Origin of the sequence: Escherichia coli, assembly GCF_036503815.1 — a bacterium.
Taxonomy (GTDB): domain Bacteria; phylum Pseudomonadota; class Gammaproteobacteria; order Enterobacterales; family Enterobacteriaceae; genus Escherichia; species Escherichia coli_F.
Genome location: NZ_AP027764.1, coordinates 958,974 through 974,778, shown reverse-complemented (window position 1 = coordinate 974,778; position 15,805 = coordinate 958,974). Strand labels below are relative to the sequence as shown.

12 protein-coding genes and 1 tRNA gene are annotated in these 15,805 nt (G+C 48.5%); 8 read left to right on the top strand and 5 right to left on the bottom strand.

The genetic code is table 11. The features are described from left to right. Positions 1–291: 291 nt before the first annotated feature. From AABJ99_RS04675 to actS, 4 genes are all read right to left on the bottom strand, one after another. Entirely contained in the window at positions 292–471 is a 180-nt protein-coding gene (locus AABJ99_RS04675) for a GhoT/OrtT family toxin (protein WP_001352966.1), read from the bottom strand. 66 nt (positions 472–537) lie between these two features. Further along, entirely contained in the window at positions 538–2,148 is a 1,611-nt protein-coding gene (locus AABJ99_RS04670; RefSeq protein WP_338387507.1) for a glycoside hydrolase family 15 protein, read from the bottom strand. 232 nt (positions 2,149–2,380) lie between these two features. Further along, positions 2,381–2,454 (bottom strand) — tRNA-Gly (locus tag AABJ99_RS04665). 78 nt (positions 2,455–2,532) lie between these two features. After that, positions 2,533–3,285: an amidase activator ActS gene (actS, locus tag AABJ99_RS04660; protein WP_039020566.1), complete on the bottom strand. Its 753-nt coding sequence runs from the start codon at positions 3,283–3,285 to the stop codon at positions 2,533–2,535. A gap of 415 nt (positions 3,286–3,700) precedes the next feature. On the opposite strand from actS, the gene xdhA reads away from it, so the two are divergent. Genes xdhA through xdhC form a run of 3 tightly spaced genes read left to right on the top strand, consistent with a single transcriptional unit; the run spans position 3,701 to position 7,363 of the window. After that, on the top strand, positions 3,701–5,998 hold the full coding sequence (gene xdhA / locus AABJ99_RS04655; protein ID WP_039020568.1) for a xanthine dehydrogenase molybdenum-binding subunit XdhA: 2,298 nt from the start codon (positions 3,701–3,703) through the stop codon (positions 5,996–5,998). 10 nt (positions 5,999–6,008) lie between these two features. After that, positions 6,009–6,887, top strand: coding sequence for a xanthine dehydrogenase FAD-binding subunit XdhB (xdhB, locus tag AABJ99_RS04650; protein ID WP_000459188.1), 879 nt, complete (start codon positions 6,009–6,011; stop codon positions 6,885–6,887). Further along, positions 6,884–7,363 carry a xanthine dehydrogenase iron sulfur-binding subunit XdhC gene (gene xdhC, locus AABJ99_RS04645; RefSeq protein WP_001016587.1) on the top strand — a complete coding sequence of 160 codons (480 nt, stop codon included), beginning with the start codon at positions 6,884–6,886 and terminating at the stop codon, positions 7,361–7,363. Before xdhB ends, xdhC begins: the two co-directional genes overlap by 4 nt. Positions 7,364–7,402: 39 nt before the next feature. Here xdhC and ygeV read toward each other — a convergent pair whose 3' ends face one another. Then, a complete protein-coding gene (gene ygeV / locus AABJ99_RS04640; protein ID WP_338387506.1) occupies positions 7,403–9,181 on the bottom strand; it encodes a sigma-54-dependent Fis family transcriptional regulator in 1,779 nt (592 codons plus the stop codon). A gap of 478 nt (positions 9,182–9,659) precedes the next feature. On the opposite strand from ygeV, the gene ygeW reads away from it, so the two are divergent. The 5 genes from ygeW to arcC are packed head-to-tail and all read left to right on the top strand — an operon-like array spanning position 9,660 to position 15,789. Then, positions 9,660–10,847, top strand: a complete 1,188-nt coding sequence (gene ygeW / locus AABJ99_RS04635) for a knotted carbamoyltransferase YgeW (protein ID WP_001360948.1) — start codon at positions 9,660–9,662, stop codon at positions 10,845–10,847. A gap of 58 nt (positions 10,848–10,905) precedes the next feature. Next, entirely contained in the window at positions 10,906–12,102 is a 1,197-nt protein-coding gene (gene dpaL, locus AABJ99_RS04630; protein ID WP_000110502.1) for a diaminopropionate ammonia-lyase, read from the top strand. Between the two features lie 57 nt (positions 12,103–12,159). Beyond that, positions 12,160–13,371, top strand: a complete 1,212-nt coding sequence (ygeY, locus tag AABJ99_RS04625) for a YgeY family selenium metabolism-linked hydrolase (RefSeq protein WP_001107125.1) — start codon at positions 12,160–12,162, stop codon at positions 13,369–13,371. Between the two features lie 52 nt (positions 13,372–13,423). Then, the gene (gene hyuA, locus AABJ99_RS04620) at positions 13,424–14,809 is read left to right on the top strand and encodes a D-phenylhydantoinase (RefSeq protein WP_001352961.1); all 1,386 of its coding nucleotides are present in this window, start codon (positions 13,424–13,426) and stop codon (positions 14,807–14,809) included. 47 nt (positions 14,810–14,856) lie between these two features. Next, positions 14,857–15,789, top strand: coding sequence for a carbamate kinase (gene arcC / locus AABJ99_RS04615; protein WP_000037992.1), 933 nt, complete (start codon positions 14,857–14,859; stop codon positions 15,787–15,789). Positions 15,790–15,805 lie beyond the last annotated feature (16 nt).

Below are 15,805 nucleotides of genomic sequence, written 5' to 3'. Positions count from 1 at the left end.
GATTAAAAAGTGATGATTCCTATTTATAAAATAATGATTTTGTTATGAGCGAATAGCTATCAGCCACTTACAGTAGTAAGTCATCCTGTCCATATACAGAATTGCAACTGTTGATATGTTTTACTTAAACATACCCCGTATTTCTTATAACACTTGTTTGGTGACTATTTTCAATAAAAATCATATTTGTTAGTTACACATTAACGCACTGCGAGTGTTTTGTTACTCCCCGCATATATTTTATTCTCTTTTTCGATTCTATTTTTCTTAATCGTTCATATAATTTTCTTGTTAGTCGGATTTACGAATTATGATACTTATGATGGATGGAATGAGGCTAAGCGGCCAGGTCAACCCTGTAATTACTGCAGCAAACAACCGATATGTTACTTTTTCTTCCGAGAAGATAAATATTAAGGTCGATGTCACAACCAGACCTATCAGGTAAGCTAACAGTAATTTATTGATCACTTTTACCTCCCCTTTCGATTTCTCTTTGAGCGGTCCTTTTAATCCAGGACCGCCTCATTATGAAAACTATTTATTTCCCTCATCATTGATAAGGTTGGACATTTCTTTCAACATAAGAGTCATTGAAGCTTTCGACCAATTTAGCGGAATGATAGGGCTTGGCGCTTCATGCAAAGTTCCCGACTTGTGGATATAGTTATAGCTTTCGGGAAGTGCCATTTCAGGTACGCTCCTGCCATTTGCACCAATCATATTCTCGCCTGTTATTTGGGCCAATGATCTATTCATAAATTGCACTGAGTCATTCAAATATTCTTCTTTTCTTGATTCTTTATAAACAATTGCTGCTGATTTTGCATACCATGAGTCAAAAAACCATTCTGCTTCTGTTGATGGAATGAAGCTCTTTTCTCTTTTCGCATGTGAATTTTCATCAGTATCAGTTTTAATATCATTGAACCAAAAATTTGCCGACTGATAATTATCCTTCTCGTATCTTTTTATACCATACGGACCTGCTAGTTTTTTAACTATTTTTAAAACTTGCTCTTTTCTTCTGGTATTTATCTTTGAAAGATTTGCAGGATAAATAACATTAAGTAAGGCCGCATCAGCTTCTCTGTAATGTTTATCTTTTTCCAGATAACCAGGAGACTCTCCCCCTAAATCAAGCTGTAGCGTTATTCTTTCATAACCTTTATCTATGAGGTGGTTCAACCTCGTTGTTGAAAGTGGTTCATCCAGTTCATTGGCTTTAGCTTCGCGTAGTAAATCAGAGATAAAAACAGAGTCTTTCTTCGAGAGTAGGTTTGACAAACGTTCCAGTCCAGAGGTCACCAGTGCAACGGAAGATGTGTTTAATCGGGCATCTTCCTCCCACGCTCCGGAATCTTCCATAACATAGAAATTGGCTTTATCCAGATAAGCAATCAGCAGCGCAACCGATTTTAATCGGTCACCTTTTTGCCAATCTTCAGCGTTAATAGTACCAGTATTGATTGCTTGTATAAGGAGATCAAGATAAAGACCTAACGCATCATTTTGTTTATGGTTCCACAGCTGCGGCTTGCCTTCTTCCTGCACATCTGCCATCACGGGGGAGTTGCTGTCAAATCGGATATGCACAGCATTCATTTGCCCAGGAATACCATCCAGTCGTTTTGGGTTGCTAATGACGTCCTGCATCCGCTTAATCTGGTCGGGCGTAGACATATAATCCCACAGAGTGAGCAGAACCTTTTTTGCGGCTACACTATTTCCCTGATCTGATACTAATGCCATATAGCCCCATAAACTATCCCTCAGCCAGACAGCATCATAGTGGGTTTCTGCCGCTGTTTTGTCATCTTCGAAAGTAGAAGCAAGAATAAACGTTCCCCAGGGTTTCTCCGTCAACGTTAACTTTCGTGTGTTTTCTGTTAATGTTAGCAATCCTTGAATTTCGTCTTTGGTATAGTGGCTCTTTATTTCATTTTGTAATTTGGCTGAGTGAATCAGAAGACGATAATTAGGATACTTATCTGGATTTAACGATAAATAACTTTTATCTGTTGCTTCCCCCGTGGAATTAAGAATGTTAAATACAGATTCACTCGTCACTTCTGCCCCTGTCGCCTGGCATGTGCCGCACGAAAATATACCAGCGAGCAGAAGAGTTAATGCAGATTTCCCTTTCATAAAAGATTCCATCAATCGTTTGTTAAAAGCGTAGATAACCACTTATTTAACAACTTGAAAATAAGGTATTTTACCTGGGTTGTTACAAATGGATTGCATTGCGTAAACGCTTTTATTTACAAAAAAATGGGGAAGTATTACGGCGATTGCGAAAAGTCTGAAGCGATTGAATTAAGATAATATAGAAAATCAGATACAACAAAAATGGCAGGTTGATGAGGTGAAGATAAATTGGAGCGGGCGAAGGGAATCGAACCCTCGTATAGAGCTTGGGAAGCTCTCGTTCTACCATTGAACTACGCCCGCTTCGAGATGCGTAAGGCATTATAAACCTTACGCTCTTCTTAGCAAGTGCCGCGCTGCTGACTGCTGATTAATTCGCCATCAGCATTTTGGCTTGCTGCCCTGAGGCGGCAAGTAACGCAGCGGATCAATTGCCGTAGCACGGTAACGAATCTGGAAATGCAAGCGAACAGATGCCGCATCAGTGCTCCCCATAGTGGCGATTTTTTGCCCAGCCTTCACGCTTTGCCCATTATTTACCAGCATCGTGTCATTATGGGCGTAAGCCGTAATGTAATCTTCACTGTGTTTAATCATGATGAGATTACCGTAGCCACGCAGCTGGTTGCCCACATACACCACCTTTCCTGCACCCGCGGCGTAAATAGGTGTACCCCGTGGAGCAGAGATATCAATCCCTTTATTGCCGCCATCAGCTGTCGAATACGCCATGATAACTTTCCCTGTCGTTGGCCATAACCAACAACGTTGCCCTACTGGCGGCCAGGAAGATTTCGGTACCGCTGATGACGGTGTAACCGATGCGGTTTTGGTCGTTGATTTGGCGGTTGCTTTACGTGTACTGCTACTTTTCGCCCCACCCAGTTTTAGTTTCTGACCAACTTCAATGGTGTAAGGGGGTGAAATGCCGTTCAGTCGCGCCAGCTCTTTTACGCTGGTTCCCGTGGTGCGCGAAATACGATATAGCGTATCCCCCCGTTTCACGGTGTAAACGGAGCCGGAATACGTTCCTGTATCGGATGATTTGCTACCCGAACAGCCCGCCAAAAGCAGTCCAACCGATAACAACATCACGATACCCAGAGATTTTTTATTCAGGCGTCCCGCACTCAAAATCTTTCCTCGCTTAAAAAACAAGACGCCATATCATAGCAGCCAGCCTCTTGATACCCAATCTCTTGCTTCTGGAAAAACGCGGTAATAGAGAAAGAGGTTAATTTCATCTGGCAAAGGGAAGTATCATCAGCAAAATATCCGCTGTAGATGTATCGAATTTCCTGACTCATTTACCCTATTTCCCATCCTGATGCGTAATAATCCTAATTTATCACATTGATTTTATCGCCACTCATATTGATACGTATCACTGTCCTTATTCAAAGTCCTGTTTCGTATCGTATCTGTATTTTTTTAACGTCATCACACTTCCTTCCTCCCCTAACGTTTATCGTCGTTTCTGGCGTAAATCTTGCCTGCTTAGACTAAATCTTTGCCATAAGAACCAAATGTTCAAATCGAGGGGATTTCTATGGAAGCGCGGGAAGCAACCGCTACGGGTGAATCATGCATGCGCGTCGATGCCATTGCTAAGGTCACTGGGCGGGCACGATATACTGACGATTATGTTATGGCGGGCATGTGTTACGCGAAATATGTACGTAGCCCTATCGCACATGGTTATGCCGTAAGTATTAATGATGAACAAGCCAGAAGTTTACCAGGCGTACTGGCAATTTTTACCTGGGAAGATGTACCTGATATCCCATTCGCTACAGCTGGGCATGCCTGGACACTTGACGAAAACAAGCGCGATACCGCCGATCGCGCACTGCTAACTCGCCATGTTCGTCATCATGGTGACGCAGTTGCCATCGTCGTTGCCCGCGATGAACTTACTGCAGAAAAAGCGGCGCAATCGGTCAGCATTGAGTGGCAAGAATTACCTGTTATCACCACACCAGAAGCGGCGTTGGCAGAAGATGCAGCACCAATCCATAACGGCGGTAATTTACTTAAACAAAGCACGATGTCGACGGGCAATGTCCAACAAACAATTGATGCCGCCGATCACCAGGTCCAGGGGCACTATCAGACGCCGGTCATTCAACATTGTCATATGGAAAGCGTGACCTCACTGGCATGGATGGAAGATGATTCACGAATTACCATCGTTTCCAGCACCCAGATCCCGCACATTGTTCGCCGCGTGGTTGGTCAGGCGCTGGGTATTCCCTGGTCATGCGTACGAGTCATCAAACCGTTTGTCGGTGGCGGTTTTGGTAATAAACAGGATGTGCTGGAAGAGCCCATGGCGGCTTTTCTGACCAGCAAGCTCGGCGGCGTTCCGGTGAAAGTTTCCCTTAGCCGTGAAGAGTGTTTCCTCGCAACCCGTACCCGCCACGCTTTTACTATTGACGGGCAAATGGGCGTAAACCGAGACGGAACGTTGAAAGGCTATAGTCTGGATGTTCTGTCTAACACAGGCGCTTATGCATCTCACGGGCACTCCATCGCTTCTGCGGGGGGGAATAAAGTCGCTTACCTTTATCCTCGTTGTGCCTACGCTTACAGTTCAAAGACCTGCTATACCAACCTCCCCTCGGCTGGTGCGATGCGTGGTTATGGCGCGCCACAAGTCGTATTTGCCGTTGAGTCTATGCTTGATGACGCCGCGACAGCGTTAGGTATTGATCCTATTGAAATTCGTTTACGCAACGCCGCCCGCGAAGGAGATGCTAATCCGCTCACGGGCAAACGTATTTACAGCGCAGGGTTACCGGAGTGTCTTGAAAAAGGCCGGAAAATCTTTGAATGGGAAAAACGCCGTGCAGAATGCCAGAACCAGCAAGGCAATTTACGCCGCGGCGTTGGCGTCGCCTGTTTTAGCTACACCTCTAACACCTGGCCTGTCGGCGTAGAAATAGCCGGCGCGCGCCTTCTGATGAATCAGGATGGAACCATCAATGTGCAAAGCGGCGCGACGGAAATTGGCCAGGGTGCCGACACCGTGTTCTCGCAAATGGTGGCAGAAACCGTAGGGGTTCCGGTCAGCGACGTTCGCGTTATTTCAACACAAGATACCGACGTTACGCCGTTCGATCCCGGCGCATTTGCCTCACGCCAGAGCTATGTTGCCGCGCCTGCGCTGCGCAGTGCGGCACTGTTATTAAAGGAGAAAATCATCGCTCACGCCGCTGTCATGCTACATCAGTCAGCGATGAATCTTACCCTGATAAAAGGCCATATCGTGCTGGTTGAACGACCGGAAGAGCCGTTAATGTCGTTAAAAGATCTGGCGATGGACGCTTTCTACCACCCTGAACGCGGCGGGCAGCTCTCTGCCGAAAGCTCCATCAAAACCACCACTAACCCACCGGCGTTTGGCTGTACCTTTGTTGATCTGACTGTCGATATTGCGCTGTGCAAAGTCACCATCAACCGCATCCTCAACGTTCATGATTCGGGCCATATTCTTAATCCGTTGCTGGCAGAAGGTCAGGTACACGGCGGAATGGGAATGGGCATTGGCTGGGCGCTATTTGAAGAAATGATCATCGATGCGAAAAGCGGCGTGGTCCGTAACCCCAATCTGCTGGATTACAAAATGCCCACCATGCCGGATCTGCCACAACTGGAAAGCGCGTTCGTCGAAATCAATGAGCCGCAATCCGCATACGGACATAAGTCACTGGGTGAGCCACCCATAATTCCTGTTGCCGCTGCTATTCGTAACGCGGTGAAGATGGCTACCGGTGTTGCAATCAATACACTGCCGCTGACGCCAAAACGGTTATATGAAGAGTTCCATCTGGCAGGATTGATTTGAGGATAACATCATGTTTGATTTTGCTTCTTACCATCGCGCAGCAACCCTTGCCGATGCCATCAACCTGCTGGCTGACAACCCGCAGGCCAAACTGCTCGCCGGTGGCACTGACGTACTGATTCAGCTCCACCATCACAATGACCGTTATCGCCATATTGTTGATATCCACAATCTGGCGGAGCTGCGGGGAATTACGCTGGCGGAAGATGGTTCGCTACGTATCGGCTCTGCAACGACATTTACCCAGCTCATTGAAGATCCTGTAACTCAACGTCATCTCCCGGCGTTATGTGCTGCGGCTTCATCCATTGCCGGGCCGCAGATCCGTAACGTCGCTACCTACGGAGGAAATATTTGCAATGGAGCCACCAGCGCGGATTCTGCCACGCCAACGCTAATTTATGATGCGAAGCTGGAGATCCACTCCCCGCGCGGTGTTCGTTTCGTCCCGATTAATGGCTTCCACACCGGACCGGGCAAAGTGTCCCTTGAGCATGACGAAATCCTTGTCGCCTTTCATTTTCCGCCCCAGCCGAAAGAACACGCAGGCAGCGCCCATTTTAAATATGCCATGCGCGATGCGATGGATATTTCAACGATTGGCTGTGCCGCACATTGCCGACTGGATAACGGCAATTTCAGCGAATTACGCCTGGCATTTGGCGTTGCCGCGCCAACGCCGATTCGCTGCCAACATGCCGAACAAACTGCACAAAATGCGCCATTAAACCTGCAAACGCTGGAAGCCATCAGCGAATCAGTCCTGCAGGATGTCGCCCCGCGTTCTTCATGGCGAGCCAGCAAAGAGTTTCGTCTGCATCTCATCCAGACGATGACCAAAAAAGTGATTAGCGAAGCCGTCGCCGCGGCGGGGGGAAAATTGCAATGAATCACAGCGAAACAATTACCATCGAATGCACCATTAACGGGATACCTTTTCAGCTTCACGCCGCGCCAGGCACGCCGCTCTCGGAATTACTCCGCGAACAAGGGCTGCTAAGCGTCAAGCAAGGTTGCTGCGTGGGTGAATGTGGTGCCTGTACGGTGCTGGTCGACGGTACTGCGATAGACAGTTGCTTATACCTTGCCGCCTGGGCTGAAGGCAAAGAAATCCGCACGCTGGAAGGTGAAGCGAAAGGCGGAAAACTTTCTCATGTCCAGCAAGCTTATGCGAAATCCGGCGCGGTGCAGTGCGGGTTTTGTACGCCTGGCCTGATTATGGCTACCACGGCAATGCTGGCGAAACCACGCGAGAAGCCATTAACTATTACGGAGATTCGTCGCGGCCTGGCGGGAAATCTTTGTCGCTGCACGGGGTATCAGATGATTGTAAATACAGTTCTGGATTGCGAGAAAACGAAGTAAAAGGATATCCGGCCTGAACTCAGGCCGGATTCACTGAGGTTATGCGTTTAACAACTCATATTTCTTTATCTTGCGATAGAGCGTAGCAATGCCGATACCCAGTTCATCAGCAACTTGCTTCTTGCTGTTATGACGTGAAAGCGCCTCGCGGATCATTTGCTTTTCCATCTCCTCCAGCGCCGTGCCGCCCGCATCATCGAGTGCCAAGTGCGCCTCGCTGACCTCTGTTACATCACTTTGCTCCGTTGTGCCATTATTCAGCAAATTTGGCGGCAATAGCGTGCTGTCGATAACTTCACCTGAAGGAACAACGTTAACCAGATATTCCATTAAATTGCTTAACTCGCGCAGGTTTCCGGGCCAACGATGCTTACGCAATATCTCGACGACATCGGGAGCAATACCCGGATAAACCGATCCCAGACGACGGGTATGCAGATGTAAAAAGTAATGTACCAGCAGTTCAATATCTTCCTGACGTTCACGCAGCGGTGGAAGAGTGATCGGGATAACATTAAGTCGATAGAAGAGATCTTCGCGGAATTTACCTTCGGCGATGAACTGGGCCAAATTCTGGTTAGTTGCAGAAATGATACGGATGTCGACCTGAATTGGGCTACTGGCACCAATCGGCAGTATTTCACGCGCCTCAATAGCGCGCAGTAATTTAGCCTGCAACATTAATGGCATATCACCAATTTCATCGAGAAACAGCGTGCCCGTATTCGCCGCCTGAATCAACCCTGTTTTACCGTTGGCTGAAGCGCCAGTAAATGCGCCTTTAACATAACCGAATAGTTCGCTCTCCAGAAGTTGTTCAGGAATCGCGGCACAGTTGATAGCAATAAAGGGTTTATTTCGTCTTCCACTCAACTTATGGATTGCACGCGCGACGACTTCTTTACCCGTGCCGCTTTCACCAACCACCATAACGCTGGATGGGCTGGGCGCAATACGGCTAATGAGTCGTTTTAATTGCCGCATAACACGGCACTCGCCAACCAATTGTTCAATATGCGGTTCATCAGGTGCATTTGCTACAGAAAAACTGGTATGCGATTGGTGAAACGCCATTAAAAATAATTGTCTGCCCTGAATGTTATGCAATTGACCAATGATTAATTCACTTTTATCGTCCCACGAAACAATATGTTGCATATGTCCGTGGGTAAAATTACTCTCAAATGTTAATGGTCTGAAACGGATAGGTTTCCCAATAATATTATTTTGCACAACACCGAGTGTTTTTAAGGCCGTCTGATTAACAAACTGAACCAGATTATCGTCATCAACAACTAATACGCCCTGATCCATATTATCGATCATGGTCGCGAATATTTTACTGATGTTATCTCCTGGTCCCTGATCCTCCAGAAGTTTCGAAACAAAAATGGTGGATATATGGCGAACGTAATCAGAAAACTCGCGTAAATTATCACTGATATGTTCTTGTTGCTCGTGGGTAACTGCAATCAAACTTATCACCCCAACACAACGATCCTGTAAAATGACAGGCGTACCCAGAAATGCTTTTTCGCGACAATTATCTTTATTATCGCAACCTTCGCAAAGGGGATCGAAGCGAGACTGTGTCACAACTTTTTCAGTTTTCGTTTCCAGGACGTGGCGGAGCAGGCGTGAGTTGCCGCTCAACTGGCGGCCAAGAAACTTCCCATACGCGCCCGTTCCGGCGACGCGACACAAGTTTTCATCAACGATCTCAACCTCAAGCTGCAAAACGCTGGCAAGCATTCTGGCAAAACGCTGAATTGTCGGTTGAATTTGCATCAATACTGACTGCGTAGTAGCAAGCTCCATAGCTTTACCTTCCAGACTTACTTAAAAGTCGATCATTGAAGACGTTGATGGTTCACAGATCATCATGATATTAACTCAGGCGAAATTGGCTTTGATAAAAACATAAGGTTTTTATCACTTTCTAATGAAATTATGGAAGAGATATCACATTTCTATATCAATATGAGAATTACAGCGGTGAGTTTATCAAACTGACGAGGGATAGCCTGCCCCTTTATCTTATTTCTGATACTTAGCAGCAAATAAACAACGCAATAAAAAAAGCCAAACGTTTTCGTATTTTACACACAACCGGAAGCTGGCATCAATTTGTGATCTACACCACACATTACCCGTCAAATTAGTCTTTTATAGCCGCGTGGATAATTCTGGCACACTTATTGTTAGTCCCTGGTATAGCTGTGAAAACACCAATCACTTTGGCAAGTCACAGTGAAATAAACCACTTTGCCTGTCATTCCACTACCGGGACTTTATGATGAAAACTGTTAATGAGCTGATTAAGGATATCAATTCGCTGACCTCTCACCTTCACGAGAAAGATTTTTTGTTAACGTGGGAACAGACGCCTGATGAACTGAAACAAGTACTGGACGTTGCCGCAGCATTAAAAGCACTGCGTGCTGAAAACATCTCAACCAAAGTCTTTAATAGTGGATTAGGTATTTCCGTATTCCGCGACAACTCCACCCGTACCCGCTTCTCTTATGCTTCCGCGCTTAACCTGCTCGGCCTTGCACAGCAAGATCTCGACGAAGGCAAATCACAAATCGCTCACGGCGAAACCGTACGTGAAACCGCCAATATGATCTCCTTCTGCGCCGACGCTATTGGTATTCGTGACGATATGTATCTGGGCGCAGGTAACGCCTATATGCGTGAAGTTGGCGCTGCGCTTGATGACGGCTACAAGCAGGGCGTGCTTCCACAGCGTCCGGCTTTAGTGAACCTGCAATGCGATATCGACCATCCGACTCAGTCAATGGCTGACCTGGCATGGTTGCGTGAACACTTTGGTTCGCTCGAAAACCTGAAAGGTAAAAAAATCGCCATGACCTGGGCATACTCCCCAAGCTACGGCAAACCGCTCTCTGTACCGCAAGGCATTATCGGCCTGATGACCCGCTTCGGTATGGATGTCACCCTGGCCCATCCGGAAGGCTACGATTTGATCCCGGATGTAGTTGAAGTAGCTAAAAATAATGCTAAAGCCTCTGGCGGTAGCTTCCGTCAGGTCACCAGCATGGAAGAAGCCTTCAAAGACGCAGACATCGTTTATCCGAAGTCATGGGCACCTTACAAAGTGATGGAAGAGCGTACTGAACTGCTGCGTGCGAACGATCACGAAGGCTTAAAAGCACTGGAAAAACAGTGTCTGGCACAGAACGCGCAACACAAAGACTGGCATTGCACTGAAGAGATGATGGAACTGACCCGTGATGGCGAAGCCCTGTACATGCACTGCCTGCCAGCAGATATCAGCGGCGTATCCTGCAAAGAAGGTGAAGTCACTGAAGGCGTATTCGAAAAATACCGTATCGCGACCTACAAAGAAGCCAGCTGGAAGCCATACATCATCGCAGCAATGATCCTTTCCCGTAAATATTCCAAACCAGGCGCACTGCTCGAACAACTGCTGAAAGAAGCGCAAGAACGCGTGAAATAACCCCCTCGGGCCGATCGACAGGTCGGCTCTCTATTTCCAGAGGCCAAAAGGATAGGATATGTCCGTTTTCTCATTGAAGATTGATATCGCCGATAACAAATTTTTCAACGGCGAAACATCACCGCTCTTTTCGCAAAGCCAGGCAAAACTGGCGCGCCAGTTCCACCAGAAAATTGCTGGCTATCGCCCAACACCACTTTGCGCGCTGGACGATCTCGCAAACCTTTTTGGGGTAAAAAAAATTCTCGTTAAGGACGAATCAAAACGATTCGGTCTGAACGCATTCAAAATGCTCGGCGGCGCATATGCCATCGCTCAGTTGTTGTGCGAAAAATATCATCTTGATATCGAAACACTGTCATTCGAGCATCTGAAAAGTGCCATCGGCGAAAAAATGACATTTGCTACAACGACCGACGGCAACCACGGGCGCGGTGTTGCCTGGGCAGCACAGCAACTCGGTCAGAACGCGGTAATTTACATGCCGAAAGGTTCCGCTCAGGAACGCGTTGACGCCATTCTGAACCTCGGAGCCGAGTGCATCGTCACTGATATGAACTATGACGATACCGTTCGTCTGACCATGCAACACGCGCAGCAACACGGCTGGGAAGTGGTGCAAGATACCGCCTGGGAAGGCTACACCAAAATCCCAACCTGGATCATGCAGGGCTATGCCACTCTGGCAGATGAAGCCGTCGAGCAAATGCGTGAAATGGGCGTAACCCCAACTCACGTTCTGCTGCAAGCCGGTGTCGGCGCGATGGCCGGCGGCGTACTGGGTTATCTGGTCGACGTCTACAGCCCGCAAAATCTGCACAGCATTATTGTTGAACCTGACAAAGCTGACTGTATCTATCGTTCTGGTGTCAAAGGCGACATCGTCAACGTTGGCGGCGATATGGCCACTATCATGGCGGGCCTGGCTTGCGGCGAACCTAACCCACTGGGCTGGGAAATCCTACGTAACTGCGCCACCCAATTCATCTCCTGCCAGGACAGCGTTGCCGCATTAGGTATGCGCGTGCTGGGTAATCCGTACGGCAACGACCCGCGCATCATCTCCGGTGAATCCGGCGCTGTCGGTTTAGGCGTTCTCGCGGCGGTTCATTATCACCCGCAACGTCAAAGCCTGATGGAAAAACTGGCGCTGAACAAAGATGCAGTGGTGCTGGTTATCAGCACTGAAGGCGACACCGACGTGAAGCACTACCGCGAAGTTGTCTGGGAAGGCAAACACTCTGTAGCACCTTAATCACCCTATTGGAACTGCTCCCCGCCAAACGGGGAGTAAAAAATCTGGAGAAAAATAATGGCTAAGAATATTCCATTCAAACTGATTCTTGAAAAAGCAAAAGATTACCAGGCAGACATGACTCGCTTTCTGCGCGATATGGTTGCTATTCCCAGTGAAAGCTGCGATGAAAAACGCGTAGTACATCGTATTAAAGAAGAGATGGAAAAAGTCGGCTTCGATAAAGTTGAAATCGACCCGATGGGCAACGTGCTCGGTTATATCGGTCACGGCCCGCGTCTGGTGGCGATGGACGCGCATATCGACACCGTCGGCATTGGCAACATCAAAAACTGGGACTTCGATCCGTACGAAGGCATGGAAACTGATGAGCTGATCGGCGGCCGTGGTACTTCCGACCAGGAAGGCGGCATGGCATCTATGGTTTATGCCGGTAAAATCATTAAAGACCTCGGTCTGGAAGATGAATACACCCTGCTGGTCACCGGCACTGTGCAGGAAGAAGACTGCGACGGTCTGTGCTGGCAGTACATTATTGAACAATCTGGCATTCGCCCGGAATTTGTGGTCAGTACCGAACCAACCGACTGCCAGGTATATCGTGGTCAACGCGGTCGTATGGAAATTCGCATTGATGTTCAGGGCGTTAGCTGCCACGGCTCTGCGCCAGAACGCGGTGATAACGCCATTTTCAAAATGGGTCCGATTCTTGGCGAATTGCAGGAACTCTCCCAGCGCCTGGGCTATGACGAATTCCTCGGCAAAGGCACCCTCACCGTTTCTGAAATCTTCTTCACATCTCCAAGCCGTTGCGCTGTAGCAGACAGCTGCGCAGTTTCAATTGACCGTCGTCTGACCTGGGGCGAAACCTGGGAAGGCGCGCTGGACGAAATCCGCGCCCTGCCTGCGGTACAGAAAGCTAACGCGGTTGTTTCTATGTACAACTACGACCGTCCTTCCTGGACTGGCCTGGTTTACCCAACCGAATGCTACTTCCCGACCTGGAAAGTGGAAGAAGATCACTTCACTGTTAAAGCCCTGGTGAACGCCTACGAAGGGCTGTTTGGCAAAGCGCCGGTTGTTGATAAGTGGACCTTCTCAACTAACGGCGTCTCCATCATGGGTCGTCACGGCATTCCGGTGATCGGTTTTGGCCCTGGTAAAGAACCTGAAGCGCACGCACCTAACGAAAAAACCTGGAAATCTCACCTGGTGACCTGTGCCGCTATGTACGCTGCAATCCCGTTAAGCTGGCTGGCAACCGAATAATTATTCTTCACTTATTCCCCTCCGGTTCGCCGGAGGGTTTTTGGAGTTTGCTATGCGCGTATTGATCAAAAACGGCACTATCGTTAACGCAGATGGACAAGCCAAACAGGATTTGCTGATTGAAAGCGGGATTGTTCGCCAGTTGGGCACCGATATTTCGCCGCAGCTCCCTTATGAAGAAATTGATGCTACTGGCTGTTACGTTTTCCCTGGCGGCGTAGATGTCCATACACACTTCAATATTGATGTCGGCATCGCGCGCAGTTGTGATGATTTTTTTACCGGTACCCGCGCAGCTGCGTGTGGCGGTACAACAACCATTATTGACCATATGGGATTTGGACCAAATGGCTGCCGATTACGCCATCAACTGGAAGTTTATCGTGGTTATGCCGCCCATAAAGCGGTTATTGACTACAGCTTTCACGGTGTTATCCAGCACATTAATCACGCCATCCTCGACGAAATTCCGATGATGGTCGAAGAAGGGCTGAGCAGTTTTAAACTCTATTTAACCTATCAATATAAACTCAACGATGATGAAGTGTTGCAGGCATTACGCCGCTTGCATGAGTCTGGCGCACTGACCACCGTGCACCCGGAAAATGACGCGGCTATCGCCAGCAAGCGGGCGGAGTTTATTGCCGCAGGGTTAACCGCGCCGCGCTATCACGCCTTGAGTCGCCCTCTGGAATGCGAAGCGGAAGCCATCGCCCGCATGATTAACCTGGCACAAATTGCCGGTAACGCCCCGCTCTATATCGTCCACCTCTCTAACGGCTTAGGTCTGGATTATCTGCGTCTTGCCCGAGCGAATCACCAGCCAGTCTGGGTTGAAACCTGCCCGCAATATCTCCTGCTGGACGAACGCAGTTACGATACAGAAGACGGCATGAAGTTCATTCTTAGCCCACCACTGCGTAACGTGCGTGAGCAGGACAAACTGTGGTGTGGCATCAGCGATGGTGCGATTGACGTGGTGGCGACCGATCACTGCACCTTCTCGATGGCTCAACGCCTGCAAATTTCTAAAGGCGATTTCAGCCGCTGCCCAAATGGCTTGCCCGGTGTGGAAAACCGCATGCAGTTGCTGTTCTCCAGTGGCGTGATGACGGGACGTATCACACCGGAGCGTTTTGTTGAATTGACCAGTGCGATGCCCGCCAGGCTATTTGGCCTGTGGCCACAAAAAGGATTATTAGCGCCCGGCTCAGATGGTGATGTGGTAATTATCGACCCACGTCAGAGTCAACAAATTCAACACCGCCATCTCCACGACAACGCCGACTACTCGCCCTGGGAGGGGTTTACCTGTCAGGGCGCGATTGTCAGAACATTATCCCGTGGTGAAACGATTTTCTGTGACGGCACCTTTACAGGCAAAGCCGGGCGAGGTCGTTTCCTGCGACGCAAACCGTTTGTCCCTCCCGTGCTCTAACCACTGCCAGGGATCTATACACAATCAAGAATGATGAGTGAGGAAAAATGAGTAAGAAAATTGTTCTCGCCCTGGGCGGGAATGCGCTGGGCGACGATCTAGCCGGACAAATGAAAGCGGTAAAAATTACGTCTCAGGCAATTGTTGATTTAATTGCCCAGGGACATGAGGTCATCGTCACTCATGGTAACGGGCCGCAGGTAGGCATGATTAACCAGGCCTTTGAAGCCGCGGCAAAAACTGAAGCGCACTCGCCAATGCTGCCGATGTCCGTCTGTGTTGCCTTAAGCCAGGGTTATATTGGTTACGATCTACAAAACGCCTTAAGAGAAGAACTGCTTTCTCGTGGCATTAATAAACCTGTAGCAACGCTGGTTACCCAGGTCGAAGTCGACGCTAACGATCCGGCATTCCTCAACCCGACCAAGCCGATCGGTTCGTTCTTTACCGAGCAGGAAGCAGAGCAACTGACAAAACAGGGTTACACTCTGAAAGAAGATGCTGGTCGCGGCTATCGCCGTGTTGTTGCCTCGCCAAAACCGGTTGATATCATTGAAAAAGAAACGGTTAAAGCTCTGGTAGATGCAGGCCAGGTAGTGATCACCGTTGGCGGTGGTGGTATTCCTGTTATTCGTGAAGGTAACCATCTGCGTGGTGCCAGCGCGGTTATTGATAAAGACTGGGCCAGCGCCCGTTTAGCAGAAATGATTGATGCCGATATGCTGATCATTCTGACTGCGGTAGAAAAAGTGGCCATTAACTTCGGTAAAGAGAACGAACAGTGGCTCGATCGCCTGTCATTAAGTGATGCTGAACGCTTTATCGAAGAAGGTCATTTTGCGAAAGGTTCTATGCTGCCTAAAGTGGAAGCAGCCGCCTCGTTTGCTCGCTCTCGCGCTGGACGCGAAGCACTGATTACCGTATTGAGCAAAGCGAAAGAAGGGATTGAAGGCAAAACCGGAACGGTGATTTGTCAGTAATTTAAAGGCCGGGTGG